The following is a 17,761-nucleotide window of genomic DNA, read 5'->3' on the forward strand; positions in this document are numbered from 1 at the left end:
GTGAGCGTGCTCGATGTCGGGCTGAAGGCGGGGCTTGCGCTGCCGTATGCGTGCAAGGGCGGCGTGTGCTGCACGTGCCGCGCGAAGGTGCTCGAAGGCGAGGTGAAGATGGAGAAGAACTACACGCTGGAGCAGCACGAAATCGACGACGGTTACGTGCTGACGTGCCAGTGCCATCCGGTAAGCGATCGCGTCGTGGTGAGTTACGACGAACGTTGAACCGCAGAACGCAGAGCCGCAGAACCTGAAGCCGTGCCCACGCTTCGCCCCGTGAGCCGGCGTGATCCCGAATTACCTTCATCACATCAAATCCGAGACGATCAATGACTGAAGCTTTTATCTGCGACGCCATCCGCACGCCGTTCGGACGCTACGGCGGCGTTTTCAAGGACATTCGTGCCGACGATCTCGGCGCTGTTCCGATTCGTGCGCTGATGACGCGCAATGCTTCGGTGGACTGGGCGCAGGTCGCCGATGTCCTCTACGGTTGCGCCAACCAGGCGGGCGAGGACAATCGCAATGTCGCGCGCATGTCGGCGCTGCTCGCTGGCCTGCCGATCGATGTTCCCGGCTCCACCATCAACCGCCTCTGCGGTTCGGGCATGGATGCGGTCGGCAACGCGGCGCGCGCCATCCGCGCGGGCGACGGCGACCTGTATGTCGCGGGGGGCGTCGAAAGCATGACGCGTGCGCCCTTCGTGATGGGCAAGTCAGCCACGGCCTTCGCCCGCCAGGCCGAGATCTTCGATACGACCATCGGCTGGCGCTTTATCAACAAGGCGATGCGCGAGCAGTACGGCGTCGATTCGATGCCGGAGACGGCTGAAAACGTAGCGGTGGACTTCGGCATCGCACGCGACGCACAGGATCGGTTCGCGCTGCGCAGCCAGCAGCGCGCCGCTCGTGCACAGGCGGACGGCACGCTCGCGCAGGAGATCACCGCCGTTCACGTCCCGCAAAAGAAGGGCGAGACGGTCGCGGTCGTTCGGGACGAACATCTGCGTGAAACGTCGCTGGAAACCCTGGCGAAACTCAAGGGCGTCGTGCGTCCCGACGGATCGGTGACGGCGGGCAACGCGTCGGGAGTCAACGACGGTGCGTGCGCCCTCCTGATCGGCAGCGAAGAAGCCGCGCGCCGCAATGGCCTCACGCCGCGCGCCCGCATTCTCGGCATGGCGACCGCGGGCGTCGCGCCGCGCATCATGGGCATCGGGCCGGCTCCGGCGACGCAGAAGCTTCTCGCGCGCCTCGGCATGTCGCTCGACCAGTTCGACGTGATCGAACTCAACGAAGCGTTTGCATCGCAAGGGATTGCAGTGCTGCGCAAGCTTGGCATCGAGGAAGACGACGCCCGCGTCAATCCGAACGGCGGCGCGATCGCTCTCGGCCACCCGCTCGGCGCTTCCGGCGCACGGCTCGTCACGACCGCCCTTTACGAACTCGAGCGTCGCAACGGCAGGTTCGCGCTTTGCACGATGTGCATCGGAGTGGGACAAGGCATTGCCATTGCGATCGAACGCGTTTGAGGCGCGTCGATCACGGCACGCGCTCTCGCCAGGACCGGCGAGAGAGAGGGGCGTCAACGATCCGATCGGTCCGCTCAAGTGAGTGGATGCGGTCGGAGGCGACGCTGCGCCGGGTTCTGCTCAATCTTCCTGCTCACTCATGGCGAGGACCGCTACCGGATCTCGCCCTTGCCACCCGCCCATTTGACCCTGCCGCGTAGAGCAGGCTATCCCAACTGATTATTGTTATCGGAGACGTCCATGTTGAAGGAAACCACACAAGGCGATGCACTCGACGCAATCGAGACGGCAAGCGAGGATGAACTGCGCAGCGTGCAACTCCAGCGGCTGAAGTGGTCGCTCCAGCACGCCTATGACAACGTTGCGCACTACAAGGAGTCGTTCGATGCGGCCGGCGTTCATCCGGACGACGTGAAGCAACTGTCGGACCTCTCGAAGTTTCCGTTCACATCGAAGCAGGACCTGCGCGACAACTATCCCTTCGGCTTGTTCGCTGTGCCGCGTCGACAGGTATCGCGCATTCACGCGTCGAGCGGAACGACGGGCAAGCCCACCGTCGTTGGCTACACCGCGAAGGACATCGATACGTGGGCCAACGTGGTCGCGCGTTCGATCCGCGCCGCGGGTGGCCGCGCAGGCGACATGCTGCACAATGCCTTTGGTTATGGACTATTCACGGGCGGGTTGGGCATTCATTACGGGGCGGAGCGGCTCGGCTGCACCGTCGTGCCGATGTCCGGCGGACAGACCGAAAAGCAGGTGCAACTGATCCGCGACTTCGAGCCGCGCATCATCATGGTCACGCCTTCGTACATGCTCAACCTGCTCGATGAGATGGCCCGGCAGGGCATGAATCCGGCTGAGTCGTCGTTGAAAATCGGCATCTTCGGCGCCGAACCGTGGACCGGTGCAATGCGTAGCGAGATCGAGGAGCGGGCTGGCATCGATGCGGTCGATATCTACGGGCTGTCGGAAGTCATGGGGCCGGGCGTGGCATGCGAATGCGTCGAGAGCAAGGACGGCCCGGTGATCTGGGAGGATCACTTTTACCCCGAGATCATCGACCCGGTAACGGGCGAGGTGCTTCCCGATGGCAGTCCAGGCGAACTCGTTTTCACGTCGCTTTCGAAGGAAGCGATGCCAATCATCCGCTATCGCACGCGCGATCTCACGGCGCTGTTGCCGCCCACCTCCCGCGCGATGCGTCGGATGGCGAAGATCACGGGACGCTCCGATGACATGATGATCGTACGCGGGGTCAACGTCTTCCCGAGTCAGATCGAAGAACTGATTCTGGCGATGCCCAAGCTCAGCCCCCAGTATCAGTTGACGCTGCTGCGTGACGGCCATCTCGATTCGCTTGCCGTGCGTGTCGAGGCTCGGGCGGAACTCTGCGAGTCGCTTGGCGATGGCGATCGGGCGGCGCTTGCGCGCGAGTTGCAGCACCGGATCAAGACCATGGTCGGCGTCTCGACGTCGGTATCGATACTCCGTACCGGCGAGATTCCGGTAAGCGCGACCGGAAAGGCGAAGCGCGTCATCGATCTGCGCAACACGCCGAAGGCGTGATGACGAACCGGTTCAGCTAAGGTCGAACTCCGCCGGAGCGGCCGGTTCCTCCGCATATCTGAAGACGTTCAGATCATCGAACCGGATGGCCGGTTGCTTGCCGGACACCAGATCGGCAAGCAACTGCGCGGAGCCGCACGACATGGTCCAGCCGAGTGTGCCGTGCCCCGTATTGAGAAACAGGTTGGGCACTGACGTAGAACCGACAATCGGCGTACCGTCAGGGGTCATCGGGCGAAGACCTGTCCAGAACGTGGCCCCCGCCGTATCGCCGCCACCCGGGAAGAGGTCGTTGACGCACATCTCGAGCGTGTCGCGTCGCGCTTCCCGCAATCGCTTGTCGAAACCGACGATCTCCGCCATGCCGCCCACGCGTATGCGTTTGTCGAAGCGTGTGATCGCGATCTTGTAGGTCTCGTCGAGCACGGTGGAGACCGGGGCGCACGCTTCATCGAGGATGGGCGCGGTGATCGAATAGCCCTTGAGCGGATAGACCGGGATCTTGACGAGGCCAGAAAGGAACTTGGTCGAGTACGAGCCGAACGCGATGACGAACGCGTCCGCGTGCACGAGCTTGCTGCCAAGCCGCGCCCCAATGACCCTGCCGCCTTCCACATCGAGACCATCGATCGTGGTGTCATAACGGAACGTGACCCCGGCTTTTTGTGCCAGTGCGGCGAGCCGCGTGGTGAACAACTGGCAGTCGCCAGTCTCGTCGCCGGGCAGGCGCAGTCCGCCCGCCAGCTTGTGCGACGTGGCGGCAAGAGCCGGCTCGACGCGAGCGAGTTCCGACCGCGTGAGCAATTCGTAGGGGACGTTCGCCTCTTTCAGCACGGCGATGTCCTTCGCCGCGCCGTCGAGTTGCTGCTGCGTGCGGAACACCTGCAGCGTACCGCCCGTGCGACCTTCGTACTGAATGCCGGTGCTCGCCCGCAGCGCCTTGAGACAGTCCCGGCTGTACTCTGCAAGCCTCACCATGCGGTTCTTGTTGATCGCATAGCGTTCGGCCGTGCAGTTCTGCAGCATTTGCCACATCCATTGAAGCTGGAACTGCTTGTCTGCGTCGTCGGGTCGGATCGCGAGCGGCGCATGCTTCTGGAACATCCACTTGACGGCCTTCAGCGGAACCCCTGGAGCAGCCCACGGCGCAGCGTAGCCGGGTGAGATCTGCCCGGCGTTCGCGAAACTCGTTTCCAGTGCCGGGCCTGCTTCACGGTCGATCACCGTGACCTCGTGGCCCGCAAGCGCAAGATAGTACGCGCTGGTTACCCCGATGACACCGCTGCCCAGCACGACGACTCTCATACAGATTCCCCTGTCAGCCCTGCAATGACGTGGTGCGCGCCCAAACGGGTGGATGACGCCATCATATTGCCGTTTTGCCCGTGCAAATTAATGTTTTTCCGTCGGTTTTTAGTGGCAATCTCCAAGGCGCCGAATCGCTTTGATCATTTCGATCGGGCAAACGGAATGCCGCGAGATTGCTTCAGCCGACGGCAATCCGGGCATGAACGCAATACGTCGAGAATCGAATGTCTCGACGTTTCGCGTCATGCATCCGTCGGATGCCGGGCTTCCCTGATCGCCTCGGTCGTTGTCACCGGTCCGACTTGCGCAAGCGGCGGCTGCTCGTTGATCCACGCGTTGAGGATGGTCGACGTCACGGCGAGAATCACCGGCCCGATGAACAGCCCGACGATGCCGAACGCGAACATGCCGCCCAGAACGCCGGAGAGGATCAGGAGCATCGACAGGTTCACGCCGCGCTTGATCAGGAGCGGGCGCAGCACGTTGTCGAGCATCGCGATCATGATCGACCAGATGAGCAGGAGGATCGCGGCGACGCGCATGTCGTGCCAGAAGAGCCATGCGACGCTGCCGAGCAACGGCAGCAGCGGCCCGATCTGCGCGAGGCAGAACATCAGCATCAAGGCGGTCAGGATGCCGGCGGCCGGCACGCCCGCCACCCACAGACCGAGACCGCCCAACGCCGACTGCGTCACCGCGGTCACGACGATGCCGAGCGCCACCGCGCGAATCGACAGCCCCGCGAGCTTCACGGCTTCCGCGCCGCGTTGCGCGGCGATGCGCGTCGCGAATCGCGTGATGAAGGTCGCGGCCTGTTCGCCCTGCATGTAGAGAATGCCCGCGATGATCACCGTGATGAACATGTGGATCACGAACACGCCGACGACCGCCGCATGCCCGAGCATCCAGTGGGCCGCGATCGTGACATACGGTTCGATTTTCGCGAGCAGGCCGCCGGGGCCGGCGTCGGAGAGCGTCTGCCATTCGTGCGCGATGCGCATTCCGGCGATCGGGATGCTGTGGATCCACTCGGGCGGAGGCGGCAGCGCGTAGGCGGGCAGGCCCTTGATCGCCGCCATGATCTCGCTGCCGTGCAGCGCGAGCGTGGAGATGGCCTGATAGAGCGGCAGCACGATCACGATCAGCAAGAGCAGGATCATGATCGTGGTGGCGAGCCAGCGGCGGTTGCCGCAGCGGCGCTGGATCGCTTTCATCATCGGCCACGTGGCGACGACGATGGTCGTCGCCCAGATCAGGCCCGGTAGGAAGGGTCGCAGGATATAGAGGCTGCCGACGGCCAGCGCGGAGAGTATCGCGATGACGAGCAGGATGCGGGCAATGTCGACCGGCTGGCGTGGATTCAATTTGGATTCCCTTGCATGGACAAGTCCCGCATTGTGCCTCAGCCAGGGCGCGATTCCGCCGGGGACGGCACCGGCATGGGGGCACACCACAATCCATACTACTAAAAATCACGAAAAAAGCCGGCGCCGGATGCCCGCGCGCCCGACAGACGGCTTTCACCCAGCGTGAATAAATCCGAGCATTAAGTACATCTGGAAAAGCCGTTTGGAATTGCCTATTCTCTACCGGAGGGGATAGCGGGATGCTTCGCGCCCCTCACCCGCCTACCAAGACCGCCGCAAAACAATAATCATCAGGAGACTGCCATGGCCGGGTCCCGCAATACGCTTTTTCCCCTGTTCGTCTGCAGCGCACTGAGTGCCGCCGGTGCCCTGATGTGGAGCACGGCCGCGCCCGCCGCCGATGAAGTACAGAACGCGGCGACGACGCAAACCTCCCCGGTGCCCGACACGCTGCGCCCGATCTCGCAACAGCAACTCGATGCGGCGAGCAGCGATGCATCGTCGTGGCTGCAATCGAACGGCTCGTACGCCGAGACGCGCTACGCACCCAGCGCGCAGATCAACACGGCGAACGTGTCGAAGCTCAAGCCGGCTTTCATCTTCCAGACGGCGGTGATGGAATCGATGGAAACCGCGCCGATCGTGTCGAACGGCGTGATGTTCCTGACCACGTCGTACAACCACGTCTATGCCATCGATGCCGTCACCGGCAAGGAATACTGGCACTACAAGCACAGGATGGGCTCGGTCACGACCTTCTGCTGCGGCCCGAACAACCGCGGCGTCGCGATCTTCGGCGATCGTCTCTTCATGGGCACGCTGGATTCGAAACTGGTCGCGCTCGACACCAAGACCGGCAGCCTGCTGTGGCAAACCCAGATAGCGGACCCCGAACTCGGCTATTCGGAGACGATGGCGCCGGTGGTCGTCGACGGCAAGGTGCTGATCGGCACGAACGGCGGCGAGTACGGCATCCGCGGCTTCGTCAAGGCGTTCGACGCCAACAACGGCAACCTGCTGTGGACGTTCTACACGATTCCCGAAACCGGCAGCGAAGGCGTGTGGGCCGAGAACGACGCGGTCGGCCGCAACATGAAGCGCGACATCGCGGCCGAGAAGCAGCAGCTTGCGTCGAAGGGCGGCGACTTCTATCGCACGCTCGGCGGCGGCGTGTGGATGGCGCCCGCCGTCGACCGGCAAACGCATACGGTGTATTTCGTGGTGGGCAATCCGTCGCCGGACCTGTATGGCGCGATTCGCCCTGGCGACAATCTCTATACCGACTCGCTCGTCGCGGTCGATCTCGAAACCGGCAAATACAAGTGGCACTACCAGTACATCGCGCATGACATCTGGGACCTCGATGCCGCGAGCCCGCCGATTCTCGTCGACGTGCGCGACAAGAACGGCCAGATGATCCCGGGCATCATCCACGGCGGCAAGACTGGTTTCGTCTACGTGCACGATCGCCGCGACGGCCGGTTGATCCGCGTGTCGGAAGCGATGATCCCGCAGGAAGGCGTCTGGACGCTGCCCACGGCGACCGGCGCGCGCATGCTGCCGGGCGCGAATGGCGGCGTGGAGTGGTCGCCGATGGCGTACAGCCCGAAGACCCACATGGCGTATGCCGCCAACCTGCATCAGCCGATGACGTATCAGGTCGAGGATGTCGCGTATCCGGGCGGCAAGCTGTGGCTCGGCGGCGCCTTCAAGACGATTCCGTCCGAGCAGCAGTGGGGGCGGCTGGTTGCCGTGAACGTCGATACGGGCAAGATCGCGTGGGGCTTCAAGACGGACCAGCCGCTGATCGGCGGCGTGCTCGCCACGGCGGGCGGGCTCGTGTTCAATGGCGAAGGCAACGGCCTGTTCCGCGCCTTCGATGCCACGACCGGCAGGAAGCTGTGGGAATACCAGTGCGGCGCCGGGGTGAACGCGCCGGCGGTGTCCTATATGGTGCACGGCAAGCAATATATCGCGGTGGCGGCGGGCGGCAACACGCAACTCGACTTTAAGCGCGGCAACTCCGTCCTCGTGTTCGCGTTGCCTTGAGCCGGGATACGCGCCGGATGCGGATATCTTCCGATGGCACGCTTGGCCAGCGCCTTCAGCGCGGCCGGCGCGCGCTTGCGTCACTGCTTGCGCCACTGTTTGCACCACGGCTTGCGCTGCTCCTTGCGGCGGCGTTCGCCGCGCTGCCCATCGCCGCGCGCGCCGATGCCGAGGCGGGCAAGGCGAAGGCCGTCGTCTGCGCGGCGTGTCACGGTCCGATGGGCAACTCGACGAGTCCCGATTACCCCGTGCTCGCCGGGCAGAGCGCGCGTTACCTCTATCTCGAACTGCGCGACTTCAACGCCGGCCGCCGCAGCGATCCGCGCATGAGTCCGATGGCGGCGAACCTGTCGCCCGACGACATGCACGATCTCGCCGATTATTTCGCCGCGCAAAAGCCCACGCCGATCGCGTTCAAGGCCGATCCGGTGAAGGTCGATGCAGGCCGCAAGAAGTCGGAGGAAGTGCTTTGCACGATGTGTCACCTCGGCGGGTTCTCGGGGCAAAATGAAATTCCGCGCGTGGCGGGGCAGCAGTATCAATACATCGTGAAGCAACTCGAGGATTTCCGCGCCCGCAGGCGCACGAACGATGCGGGCAGCATGACGAGCGTGACCAAGACGCTCACGGATGCCGACATAGAAAATCTGGCGAACTACGTCGCCAATCTCCAATGACCAGGACATCACGATGACAACAAAACGCGACTGGTGTGCGGTGGCCTTCGCTCTGCTGGCTATGTGGGGCGCGAGCGGCGTGTCGGCGGCGCAGGATGCCTATAGCCTGAACGAACAGCTTCTCAACGCGGTGCGCGCGGGCGACGAGGCGGGCGTCACACGCGCGCTCGGGCAGGGCGCGGCGATCGATTCGCGCAACCGGATCGGCGACACGGCGCTCATCAGCGCGTGCAAGAAGGGCTTGACGCCGATGGCGCGCATGCTGATCGAGCGCGGCGCGAACGTCAGCCAGGCCGACGTCCAGGGGATCACGCCGCTGATGGCCGCCGCGTTCGACGGCAACGAGGAAATCGTGGCGCTGCTGCTCGCGCGTCACGCCGACGTGAGCGCCACCGACCGCGTCGGCAAGACGGCAATCGAGTATGCGTCGGGGCGCGGGCATACGGCAGTGGTGCAGCGTCTGCTCGACGCGGGCATCGACGTGAACACGACTTATCACAACCACCTCACGGCGCTCATGTGGGCGGCGGGGTATGACCAGGCGCAGACAGTCTCGCTGCTGCTCGAACGCGGCGCGAATCGCGACTTGCGCGATGATCGCGGACTGACGGCGAAGGACATCGCCGAGCGGACCGGGTCGACGCATGCTGCGGTGCTGTTGTCGGGCCACTGAGCCACGATCACCGGCCGCGCACGTCACCCCCGCAGCAAGCGCTGCCGCAATCCATTCGCGTCCGGATGCGGAAACAGCACGCGGCTCACCCGATCGGGATCGATGCCGAACGTCTCCCCGGCGGCACTCGCGATGACCGAATCCAGACCGATCGTCGGCTTCAGGTCGCGCGCCTGATAGAGCGCCCCATTGCCGAGCCCGGGCCAGTCCGCGAGCACGTGGCCGCCGCGCACCGAGCCGCCGAACAACATCGCCGCCGATGCTGTGCCGTGATCCGTGCCGCCCGTGCCGTTCGCCGCCGCCGTGCGGCCGAATTCCGTTGCGACCAGCACGGTCGTGTTCGCCCAGTGCTCGGCGAGGCCGTCGCGCAGGGCCGCGATCATCGCGTCGAGCGCCTTCAGTTGCGCGGCAAGCCGCGGATTCTGCGCGCTGTGCGTATCCCAGCCGCCGGTTTCGATCATCGCGACGCGCGGACCATCGGCGCGTCCGAGGAAACTGGCGGCGAGCTTGCCGAGACTCGCCGGGTCCTGGCGCGCGCCGGCATCGGCCGCGAGCCCGCGCGCCTCCATCGCGGCGCTCCAGAGCGCGTGCAACTGCGCGTCGCCGGCGTAGAGCTGCGAGACGCGCACGAGCAGGTCGTCGGGCGCCTGCGGCAGCGCGGACGGCGCGTAGGACGTGACATCGGCATGGCCGCGCAGCGCGAGCGGCACCGTGGGCGCGAACGCGATCGCGTTCGCATTGGCGCGCGACGCCGGCAGCATCGAGACGAGCCGGTTCATCCAGCCGTCCTTCATCTGGTACGGCGCGCCGCCGCCGGTTTCGAGCACATTCTGGCCGTCGAAGTGCGAGCGGTCGCGATACGGCGACGCCACCGCGTGAATCAGCAGCGCCTGCTGGTCCTGGAACAGCTTCGCCGTCTGCACGAGGCTCGGATGCAGCGCGAACGTGCCGTCGAGCTTGAACGCGGTCGATGGATCGATCGCGAGCGGGCCGCGCAGCGTCGCATAGGCGGGATCGGCGTAGGGCACGACGATGTTCAGGCCGTCGGCGGCGCCGCGCTGGATCACGAACACGAAGCGCCGGTCGGTCGCCGCCGAAGCGAACACGATGCGCGGGGCCACCAGCATCGCGCCGGCACCCGCGCCCGCGCACCACAGAAAATCTCGACGCGTGACCATCGCGTTATCTCCTCAGGAAATCGGGCGAGACGAGCAGGAGCGCGAGCGCGGTCGGCGCGCTTTCGGCGCGCGCGACGGCGTTCGCGGTCGTATCGGAAAGCGACCCGGCGAGCAATTGCGAGCCGAGCACGCGGGCGTCGAGCGTGTCGCCGGTGCGCGCCGCGAAGCGCTGCGCCAGCTCGACGCGGCGCACGAGCGCATCGGGCGCGGCCCAGCTTGCGGCGAGGTCGTCGTAGCCGGCGGGCGATCCCGGCCGCCACACCGGCTGGCCGAGCTGCGTGAGCAGCGGCGCGGCCTGCATGCCGCCGAGATCGCTGCGATTCAGCCCGCGCAGCGACGACACCGTCCAGTCCCACGGCGTCTTGAATTTGGCGCTCGCCGTCGACCACGTTTCCGGCGAGTCGATGAGCGTGCGATAGACGCTCGGCAAGTCGCCGCCCGTGTCGGTGAAAACGCCCGCCAGCCGGTCGACCAGCGACGGCGGCGGCGTATCCGCGACGAAATGGCGGGCGAGCTTGTCGGCGACGTGATGCGCGGTCGCGGGTGCGGCAGCGAGATCGTGCAGCACGGCGAGCGCCTGCCCATCGCCCGCCTGAGCGTATTGCCTGCCCATGATCGTGCGCGTGCCGGGCTCGTGCAGTTGCGGGCGAAAGACGAACTGGCCGGGCGGCGTCGGGTCATTGCGAGCGGCGCCGCCGCCCATCGCGCCGAGGCTCCAGCCGGTCAGCGCGCGGGCGAACTCGGTGACGTCGTTCTGGCTGTAGCCGCTCCTCACGCCGAGCGTGTGCAGTTCCATGATCTCGCGCGCGAGATTTTCGTTCAGCCCGCGCGGATTGCCGGGATTGCGCGCCGTCGCGCGTTCGGCGGCGGGGCTGTCGGGGCCGACGGAGCGCGCCTGGTCCAGAAAAATCTGCATCGCCGGATGACGCTCGGCGGCGACGAGCATGTCCTCGAAGCGGCCGAGCACGTGCGGGCGGATCGCCTCGGTTTCGAACGAACCCGCGAGCAGCGCGACCGGCGGTTTCTCCACCGACACCGCGAAGTGATTTGCCCAGAAATGGACGAGCCGCTCGACGAACGGCGCGCTCGCGGTGAGCGCGCTCACGAGCCGTGCATCGACCGCAGCACGGTAGGTGTCGCGGATCTGCTGCGCGTAGCTCTTGCGCACGGCGGCCTTGTCGGCGGTCTGCGAGTCGCGCAATGCGCGCTGGCGGTCGGCGAAGAGCGCGGCGAGCGTCGCGCTCGACGGCTGGCCGGCGAGCGGCTGCGGCAACGGTTGATACGGGCTGCGCGCCGGCTCGACCTGCGTGAGCAGCCATTGCCTCGGGTCGGACGGAGGCACGTCGCCGGGGCGCGCGCCAAGCCCGAAGCGATTCATGGCGATGGCGGCGGGCGATGCTTGTGGCGTAGCGGCCATGACGGTCTCCGCGAATTCGGGTCGATGTTGCTTGAACGGCCGCCGCACCGGAATCCGTCGCGCGTTGGCCGGTTTATTTTTTCTGCGGCGGAATTGCCGCGCGCAGCGGCCCGCGCCGCTCCATGGCATCGACGAGCTTGAGCCGTTCGTCGGGCGTGAGGGTCGCGGCGAACCCGGCGACCGTCGACTCGATCTGCGCGCGCAACGCCGAATCCGCCTCGCGCGTGCTGGCGAGCGCGGCGTCGAGCGCATCGCGGTCGAGTTGCGGCGCCGAGAGAATGCGCACGAGGTCGCGCCGGCCGTCGCGGGCCGCGCGGATCAGCGGCTGCGCGTCGCGGCGCGTGTCGCGCAGCGCTTCGCGCAATTGCCGCTGGCGCTCGTCGGACAGTTCGGACGCGGCGAACCGCAGCCCGCGCTGCTCGGCCGCGACCGCGCGCTCGTTCGCGAACCACCGATACGCGCCGCCCGCGATCGACCCGAGCAGGAACACGTTCACGACCAGCGAGACGACGAGCAGGGTTTTCAGCGTGCGCGGCGTCATTGCTCGCTCCAGTCGGCGGGCGCGCCGCTAAACGCCGTGCCCGGCCAGAGCGGGTCGGAGAAGGTTGGCGCCGACGCGGCCCCGAGCATCGAGATGGCGAGCGCGCCAGCCGCGACCCCCGCCGCGCCGACGCCGATGAAGCCTGCGCCCGAGAACCATACGCGCGGGCTTTTCCATACGGGCCGCGGATTCGCCCGGTCGACGATGCGCCGGATGAGCGCCGGCTCCGGCGCCTCGACCGCATGCGCGGCCAGGAAAACGTCGAGTGCACCGGCTTCGGCCAGCGCGGCGAGCGCGCCGCCGTCGCCCCGCGCAATCAACGCGCGCGCGGCGGCGCGCTCGGCCTCGGGCCAGCGCTCGATGGAAGCGCCGTACGCGTCGGCGAGATGGCGGAAGCGTTCCGGGGTCATCGGTGTTTCGTTCATCGGCGTTCCTTTCCAGTGGCAGCGTCGCCCGATTCCGCCGCGAGGCCGCTCTTCAGGTTCCTGCGGGCGCGTGCGAGCAGGCTTTCGAGCGCGTCGACGGAAATGCCCATCAGCGCGGCGGCCTCGACGTTCGACAATTCCTGGTAGTAGTGCAGCACGAGCGCCTCGCGCTGCCGCGCGGGCAGCGTGGCGAGCGCCGCCGCGACCCGCTTGCTGCGCGCGGCTTGGTCGAGCCGTTCGTCGGGCAGCGGCGCGGGATCGGTCGCCTCGGGCAGGTCGTCGGCGAGCGGCACTTCGCGGCGTCCGCGCAACCGGTCGTAGCAGAGGTTCAGCGCCACCCGATGCAGCCACGTGTCGAAGCGCGCCTCGCCGCGACGCCAGCGCGGCGCCTGCTTCCAGATCCGCACGAACGCGTCCTGTGCCACGTCGGCGGCCTCGTCACGGTCGCCGAGCATGCGCGTCGCGAGCGCGAGCAGGCGCGGCAGCTTTCGCGCGACCATCTCGCGGATCGCTGCCGGCTCGCGCTGGCCGACTCGCGCGACCAGTGCCGCGTCCGGATCTTCTTCGTTCAATGCGTCGGGTCTCGTTGCACATGTTGGGGCGGTGCCGCTTCCCGCGCGGGCCGTTCCTGCTCGCTCAATACACGACGACCGGCGCGCGATAGTAGGCCGGATGCGCCGGATAGACGACGCACGCCGACAGCGCCACGGTCGCGAGGACCACTGCGATGATCGTTTTCAGCATGATTTTGCGCTCTGCGTTGATCGTTGATGGGCCGTGTGGCGAGTCTTCAGCGCATCCAGTGACCGTCGATCCAGCGCCAGCCGTGAGCGGTCTGCACCCAGTGTCCCGGCATCCAGCGATAGCCCGCGTGCACCGGCTGCCAGTGTCCCGGCGCCCACACGTAGCGGCCGCCTTCCCAGCGCCAGTGGCCGCCGTCCCACCCGTAGCCCGGACGCGGCGGCGGGACGGGTTCGAAGCGCATCGGTGGCGGCGCGCTCGGCGCGATGATGACCGCCTGCGAGAACGCCGGCGCGCTCACGACGGCCATCGAGGCGACGAGGGCGAGCAAGGCGGCGGAAGCCCCGAGCGAGTGGCGATTTTTCATGACTTGTCCCGTTGTTGTCTCGTTACGTGAACTTGAACGGACGATCCGCCGGCACCCGTCGCTGTTCGCGCCGCCAATGTGTAACGAGACATTTCAACGACGCTAGCGGCCCGCCGCCGGCCGGCTGCGCATCACGAGCAAAATGCCGACTGCCGCGAGCGCCATGCCGGCCCAGGCCAGCGTCGGAATCGGCTCGCCGAGGACCAGGAAAGCGATGACCGCCGTCGAGGGCGGCACCAGGAAGAACAGCGCCGACACGCGCGATGCCTCGCCGTAGCGGATCATCGCGAGAAAGAGCGAGATCGCGACGATCGAATTCGCCAGCACGAGATAGGCGAGCGAAGCGAAGAGGCCGGCGCTCCACTGGACATGCATCGGTTCGAGCAGGACGGCGAGCGGCGCCGCGACCGCCAGCCCGACCGCGTACTGCACGACGTTCGCGGTCACCGGGTGCGTGGCCTCGCCGAAGCGCTTCTCGTAGAGCGTGCCGGCCGTCATCGAGAGCAGGGCGAGCACGGCGAACAGGATGCCGAGCGGCGCGCCCGGATGGATCGACGAGCGCGCCAGGACCACGATGCCCGCGCCCGCGACGCCGAGCGCGAGTCCCGCCCAGCGCACCGCATCGACGCGCTCGCCGGCGATCGCCGGCGCGAGCAGGCCGATCAGGATCGGCTGCTGCGACGTGATCAGCGCGACTTCCGCCGGCGAACTGCCGGCCTTCAGGCTGAGATAGGTGAAGGCGAAATAGCCCGCCTGGATCAGGAGGCCGACCATCGCGAGGTGCAGCCATGCGCGGCGGGTCGCGGGAAGTGGCGGACGTATCGCGATGAACGGCACGGCGAGGATCGCGACCACGCAGGCGTAGCGCAGGGCGAGGAACGTCAGCGGATCGGCGTAGGCGAGGCCGAGCTTCAGGAACACGAAGCCGCTCGACCACAGCAGCAGGAAGAGGGCGGGCGCGATTTTCAGCCACGACGGGGCGGCGCTGACGCGCTGTGTGCTTGGAGGCATGTCGCAGGCGATGGTAAGCGGATGCTCACTATATGTCCGGCCGGCGCGGGTGTCTGCATGTTGCCGACATTGGACGCGTTGCTGTTGTCGGCGAGCCGCGGCGATCGTTTAAGCCAGCGCGGCAAAGAGCGCGCGTTTCGAGCCGTTTCCTGCGCATAAATTCGACGATATCGCTTGTGGTCGGTTTTTTGGCGCATTGGCGCGGATCGTGCGGTTCCAGTCTTGAGCGTCCCATGATTGCTCGAAGCGCCTTTGCCCATTTCTTTCCAGGAGACATGCAATGAACACCCTGACCATCACCGATCTTCCCGTCGCAGAAACGCTGGATCGCGCGGCGATGTCCGCCGTGCGCGGCGGCATCATCCATGTGACGAATCCCGACAGTCCGTCGATTTTCCCGCTGCCGGCTTCGCTTCCGTATCCGGTCGGACCGCTGTTGAAGGACCTGCACTTGCCGGGACACCCGGCCCCGCAAGGGTATCCGGTGCTCGATCCGCGGGCGCAATAGGCGGCCCCCGGTTCCAGGCTCACTGGAACCGGTCCAGCCCCCGCACGAGCAACGCCGACAGCCGGGGTTGGCGCAACTGTTCGAGCCACCATTGCAGCGCACGGCCTTCATGGTCGCCGCGCCACGCGACATACAGCGTGTTCGGTTCGCGCGGATCGGCGGTCGGCTTTTCCACGAGTTCGCCGCTTTCCAGCAGCGACGCCACCCGCTGCCGCGGCAACCAGCCGACGCCCAGCCCATGACGCTGCGCTAGCACTTTCGCGCGCATGCTCGGCACGGCGAGCGCGGCCTGACCGCCGAGCAGTCCGTACGCGCGTCCGGCCGACACGCGCGATGAATCCGCCACGACCACCGCCCGATGCGCTGAGATCTGCTCGCGCCTGAGCGTGCCGTCGACGGCGGCGAGCGGATGGCGCGGCGACACCGCGAACACCCATTCCATCACGCCGAGTTCGAACCAGCGCAGTCCGGGGATCGCAGGCGGCTCGTTGGTCGCGCCGACGATCAGGTCCGCGCGGCCGTCGCGCAACGCTTCCCAGGTGCCGCTCAGCACCTCGTGCGTGAAGCGCAGCGTGACGCCCGACTCCAGCGCATCGAACGCGCGAATCACGGGCAGGAGCGTATCGAATTCGAGGATTTCATCGGAGACGATCCATAGCCGGTCTTCCCAGCCGCTTGCGATTTGCCGGACGCGCTGCGTCATCCGCGACATATCGAGCATCAGCCGTGCGGCTTCTTCCGCGAGCAGATGTCCGGCCGGCGTGAGCTGCAACCGATAGCGGCGGCGGTCGAACAACAAGGCGTCAAAGCGGGTTTCGAGCTGGCGCGCGGCGTGCGAGATGGTTGATGGCGCTTTGCCCAGGCGCGCGGCGGCGCGTGACAGGCTGCCGGTTTCGCGGATCGCATCGAGCAGGGCTAGTTCTTCCTCGGACAGCATGTCTGGCTCCCGGATGGTCGCTGGCGCTTGGGATTGCGGCGGCGTTTCTTTGCGCTGTTTGATGCGCTCGGAAGCCCAAGCGCATCAAACAGCGCAAACAGCATTCACCCCCGAGCGCAAGCGACCCCGCACCCCGATTGGAATCCTCTCGACCGAAGGTCTCATAAACAAGATTCCTCTGGAATGTTAAGGTGGCGGTCGGATAATTTTCGAGACGGAAACCGCAGGTGATTTTTTTACGACGGATGAAAAGTTTCAGCGCGGCTCTGGGCGCATCGATGCTGGTGCTCGGCGCGTGCGCACCGCTTCCCCCCGGCGCCGGCACCAATGGCGGCCTGCCGGCCGCACCGAACGCGGCCTCGGCCGCCCAGGCCGCCGCTTCGGCGCCGGTCCCGGCCGGGCCGCCGGGCGAGCAGCGCATCATGGTCGGCAGTCCGGCTGGATACCACACGACGCTCAAGCTGGTCCCGCCGTCGCAAGTCTGCGACAACGATGCCTTCGCCGATGGCGTGCGCTACGGCTATGCGCTGACCTGGAACCGCCTCGTGCTGGAACAGGCGCGCAACCCGGGCGCGAAAACGCCGCCGAAACACAAGTTCGATGCCGCGAGCGTCCAGTCACACGAGGACCAGTACAAGATCCAGTGGAACGGCAACGAACGCGTCAACGCGTGCGCATCGGACGGATACCTGATCGGGCGGATCGTCGGGACGCACCGGGCAAGCGTCGACATGAACGGCGGCAAGGCGTCGTCCTGAGCGCTGGATCAGTCGCAGGTGTGGGCCGCCGCGACATACCGGCTCGCGGCCACGACGTCGCCGTAGATCGTATAGCCGGTCGTGCCCGCCGCGGACGGCTGTGCGTAGAGCAACACGCTGTCGCCGCTCGTTGCGCCGCGCACGGCGAGCACCTGGCCGTCGGAGTCCGGCGCGTACTGGCGCAACTTCCCGGCGGCCTGCGGCGACCATTTCGCCTTCACGCACTCGATGAACGGATAGATCGCGATATGCGACGTGCCCGCGCCGACCGGCACGGTCTTCATCAGGCTGGCGTCGTCCATCGAGGCGGCGCAGCCGGACAGAACGAGCGCGCAGGCGGCGGTCGTTGCGAGAGCGGGAAATTTCATGCGTCCGATGCCTTTGTCATGTGAGGCCGCGTCAGGCGGCGTTTTTGGCTATGGGTCAAAGCTCAGGATAAGTCAGCGAATCGCCGTTTCCGATCCTAACCGCTCGCCTGACAGACCGTAAAGCGAGGGTCGCCGCGCATCGCGTATCATTGCGGGTTGTCCTTTTCCTTCCGCGCGACGGCGCGGATCGCTACGCCGGTCGAAATGATCTCAAATATCCCGGAATGTGTTTGTAAATTGCATTAAGTACTTATAACTCGTCTGTTTCCCAAATAAAGAGCTTTCAGCTCTTTCTTACTATTTCCTTAAGTCAGGTCAACCCACGCCGTTATACAGGCGTT

At 66.3% G+C, this 17,761-nt stretch carries 19 protein-coding genes; 8 read left to right on the top strand and 11 right to left on the bottom strand.

Annotation, left to right across the window (positions count from 1 at the left end):
• The 3 genes from AWB68_RS21410 to paaK form a co-directional block, all read left to right on the top strand.
• Positions 1-219 (top strand): 2Fe-2S iron-sulfur cluster-binding protein (locus AWB68_RS21410; RefSeq protein WP_125482993.1); only part of this gene is annotated, 219 nt, incomplete at its 5' end.
• Positions 220-323: 104 nt separating this feature from the next.
• Entirely contained in the window at positions 324-1,526 is a 1,203-nt protein-coding gene (gene pcaF, locus AWB68_RS21415) for a 3-oxoadipyl-CoA thiolase (protein WP_087646352.1), read from the top strand.
• A 240-nt stretch (positions 1,527-1,766) separates the two neighbouring features.
• Positions 1,767-3,095 (top strand): phenylacetate--CoA ligase PaaK, encoded by a 1,329-nt coding sequence (gene paaK, locus AWB68_RS21420; RefSeq protein WP_087646353.1) that lies wholly within the window; start codon positions 1,767-1,769, stop codon positions 3,093-3,095.
• A 12-nt stretch (positions 3,096-3,107) separates the two neighbouring features.
• Here the strand turns inward: paaK and AWB68_RS21425 are convergent, their stop codons facing one another.
• Complete coding sequence (locus AWB68_RS21425) at positions 3,108-4,400, bottom strand: D-amino acid dehydrogenase (protein WP_087646354.1); 1,293 nt, start codon at positions 4,398-4,400, stop codon at positions 3,108-3,110.
• A gap of 245 nt (positions 4,401-4,645) precedes the next feature.
• Complete coding sequence (gene ydiK / locus AWB68_RS21430; protein WP_087646355.1) at positions 4,646-5,767, bottom strand: AI-2E family transporter YdiK; 1,122 nt, start codon at positions 5,765-5,767, stop codon at positions 4,646-4,648.
• Between the two features lie 375 nt (positions 5,768-6,142).
• Between ydiK and AWB68_RS21435 the strand changes: the two genes are divergently transcribed.
• The 3 genes from AWB68_RS21435 to AWB68_RS21445 all read left to right on the top strand — a co-directional run bounded on the left by AWB68_RS21435 (position 6,143) and on the right by AWB68_RS21445 (position 9,169).
• On the top strand, positions 6,143-7,819 hold the full coding sequence (locus AWB68_RS21435) for a pyrroloquinoline quinone-dependent dehydrogenase (protein WP_235028440.1): 1,677 nt from the start codon (positions 6,143-6,145) through the stop codon (positions 7,817-7,819).
• 17 nt (positions 7,820-7,836) lie between these two features.
• Positions 7,837-8,496, top strand: a complete 660-nt coding sequence (locus AWB68_RS21440; RefSeq protein WP_087646357.1) for a c-type cytochrome — start codon at positions 7,837-7,839, stop codon at positions 8,494-8,496.
• 61 nt (positions 8,497-8,557) lie between these two features.
• Positions 8,558-9,169, top strand: coding sequence for an ankyrin repeat domain-containing protein (locus AWB68_RS21445; RefSeq protein WP_235028441.1), 612 nt, complete (start codon positions 8,558-8,560; stop codon positions 9,167-9,169).
• Positions 9,170-9,192: 23 nt separating this feature from the next.
• On the opposite strand, the gene AWB68_RS21450 is transcribed toward AWB68_RS21445, so the two are convergent.
• The 7 genes from AWB68_RS21450 to AWB68_RS21480 form a co-directional block, all read right to left on the bottom strand.
• Positions 9,193-10,347: a DUF1501 domain-containing protein gene (locus AWB68_RS21450; protein WP_087646359.1), complete on the bottom strand. Its 1,155-nt coding sequence runs from the start codon at positions 10,345-10,347 to the stop codon at positions 9,193-9,195.
• A gap of 4 nt (positions 10,348-10,351) precedes the next feature.
• Positions 10,352-11,764 carry a DUF1800 domain-containing protein gene (locus AWB68_RS21455; RefSeq protein WP_087646395.1) on the bottom strand — a complete coding sequence of 471 codons (1,413 nt, stop codon included), beginning with the start codon at positions 11,762-11,764 and terminating at the stop codon, positions 10,352-10,354.
• Positions 11,765-11,837: 73 nt separating this feature from the next.
• The gene (locus tag AWB68_RS21460; RefSeq protein WP_087646360.1) at positions 11,838-12,305 is read right to left on the bottom strand and encodes a periplasmic heavy metal sensor; all 468 of its coding nucleotides are present in this window, start codon (positions 12,303-12,305) and stop codon (positions 11,838-11,840) included.
• Complete coding sequence (locus AWB68_RS21465) at positions 12,302-12,730, bottom strand: hypothetical protein (protein WP_235028438.1); 429 nt, start codon at positions 12,728-12,730, stop codon at positions 12,302-12,304. Before AWB68_RS21465 ends, AWB68_RS21460 begins: the two co-directional genes overlap by 4 nt.
• Positions 12,727-13,371, bottom strand: a complete 645-nt coding sequence (locus tag AWB68_RS21470) for an RNA polymerase sigma factor (protein WP_268810935.1) — start codon at positions 13,369-13,371, stop codon at positions 12,727-12,729. The genes AWB68_RS21465 and AWB68_RS21470 overlap by 4 nt, the downstream gene beginning before the upstream one ends.
• 149 nt (positions 13,372-13,520) lie before the next feature.
• Positions 13,521-13,781, bottom strand: a complete 261-nt coding sequence (locus AWB68_RS21475; protein ID WP_374729594.1) for a hypothetical protein — start codon at positions 13,779-13,781, stop codon at positions 13,521-13,523.
• Between the two features lie 159 nt (positions 13,782-13,940).
• Positions 13,941-14,849, bottom strand: coding sequence for a DMT family transporter (locus tag AWB68_RS21480; protein ID WP_087646363.1), 909 nt, complete (start codon positions 14,847-14,849; stop codon positions 13,941-13,943).
• A gap of 280 nt (positions 14,850-15,129) precedes the next feature.
• On the opposite strand from AWB68_RS21480, the gene AWB68_RS21485 reads away from it, so the two are divergent.
• Positions 15,130-15,357: a hypothetical protein gene (locus tag AWB68_RS21485; RefSeq protein WP_087646364.1), complete on the top strand. Its 228-nt coding sequence runs from the start codon at positions 15,130-15,132 to the stop codon at positions 15,355-15,357.
• Positions 15,358-15,376: 19 nt separating this feature from the next.
• Here the strand turns inward: AWB68_RS21485 and AWB68_RS21490 are convergent, their stop codons facing one another.
• Complete coding sequence (locus tag AWB68_RS21490; protein WP_087646365.1) at positions 15,377-16,294, bottom strand: LysR family transcriptional regulator; 918 nt, start codon at positions 16,292-16,294, stop codon at positions 15,377-15,379.
• 245 nt (positions 16,295-16,539) lie between these two features.
• Here AWB68_RS21490 and AWB68_RS21495 point away from each other — a divergent pair, with 245 nt between their 5' ends.
• On the top strand, positions 16,540-17,052 hold the full coding sequence (locus AWB68_RS21495) for a hypothetical protein (RefSeq protein ID WP_087646366.1): 513 nt from the start codon (positions 16,540-16,542) through the stop codon (positions 17,050-17,052).
• An 8-nt stretch (positions 17,053-17,060) separates the two neighbouring features.
• On the opposite strand, the gene AWB68_RS21500 is transcribed toward AWB68_RS21495, so the two are convergent.
• Positions 17,061-17,420 (bottom strand): hypothetical protein, encoded by a 360-nt coding sequence (locus tag AWB68_RS21500; protein WP_235028439.1) that lies wholly within the window; start codon positions 17,418-17,420, stop codon positions 17,061-17,063.
• Between the last annotated feature and the right edge of the window lie 341 nt (positions 17,421-17,761).

Source organism: Caballeronia choica, assembly GCF_001544535.1.
Taxonomy (GTDB): Bacteria; Pseudomonadota; Gammaproteobacteria; order Burkholderiales; family Burkholderiaceae; genus Caballeronia; species Caballeronia choica.

Excerpts from the sequence above, each read along its gene's own strand:
- AWB68_RS21485 (WP_087646364.1), top strand. The coding sequence starts at position 15,130 with ATGAACACCCTGACCATCACCGATCTTCCCGTCGCAGAAACGCTGGAT.
- AWB68_RS21440 (WP_087646357.1), top strand. The coding sequence starts at position 7,837 with ATGCGGATATCTTCCGATGGCACGCTTGGCCAGCGCCTTCAGCGCGGC.
- AWB68_RS21455 (WP_087646395.1), bottom strand. The coding sequence starts at position 11,764 with ATGGCCGCTACGCCACAAGCATCGCCCGCCGCCATCGCCATGAATCGC.
- AWB68_RS21465 (WP_235028438.1), bottom strand. The coding sequence starts at position 12,730 with ATGAACGAAACACCGATGACCCCGGAACGCTTCCGCCATCTCGCCGAC.
- AWB68_RS21460 (WP_087646360.1), bottom strand. The coding sequence starts at position 12,305 with ATGACGCCGCGCACGCTGAAAACCCTGCTCGTCGTCTCGCTGGTCGTG.
- AWB68_RS21490 (WP_087646365.1), bottom strand. The coding sequence starts at position 16,294 with ATGCTGTCCGAGGAAGAACTAGCCCTGCTCGATGCGATCCGCGAAACC.
- AWB68_RS21450 (WP_087646359.1), bottom strand. The coding sequence starts at position 10,347 with ATGGTCACGCGTCGAGATTTTCTGTGGTGCGCGGGCGCGGGTGCCGGC.
- AWB68_RS21500 (WP_235028439.1), bottom strand. The coding sequence starts at position 17,420 with ATGAAATTTCCCGCTCTCGCAACGACCGCCGCCTGCGCGCTCGTTCTG.
- AWB68_RS21480 (WP_087646363.1), bottom strand. The coding sequence starts at position 14,849 with ATGCCTCCAAGCACACAGCGCGTCAGCGCCGCCCCGTCGTGGCTGAAA.
- AWB68_RS21495 (WP_087646366.1), top strand. The coding sequence starts at position 16,540 with ATGAAAAGTTTCAGCGCGGCTCTGGGCGCATCGATGCTGGTGCTCGGC.
- paaK (WP_087646353.1), top strand. The coding sequence starts at position 1,767 with ATGTTGAAGGAAACCACACAAGGCGATGCACTCGACGCAATCGAGACG.
- AWB68_RS21445 (WP_235028441.1), top strand. The coding sequence starts at position 8,558 with ATGTGGGGCGCGAGCGGCGTGTCGGCGGCGCAGGATGCCTATAGCCTG.
- AWB68_RS21475 (WP_374729594.1), bottom strand. The coding sequence starts at position 13,781 with ATGGCCGTCGTGAGCGCGCCGGCGTTCTCGCAGGCGGTCATCATCGCG.
- pcaF (WP_087646352.1), top strand. The coding sequence starts at position 324 with ATGACTGAAGCTTTTATCTGCGACGCCATCCGCACGCCGTTCGGACGC.
- AWB68_RS21435 (WP_235028440.1), top strand. The coding sequence starts at position 6,143 with ATGTGGAGCACGGCCGCGCCCGCCGCCGATGAAGTACAGAACGCGGCG.
- AWB68_RS21425 (WP_087646354.1), bottom strand. The coding sequence starts at position 4,400 with ATGAGAGTCGTCGTGCTGGGCAGCGGTGTCATCGGGGTAACCAGCGCG.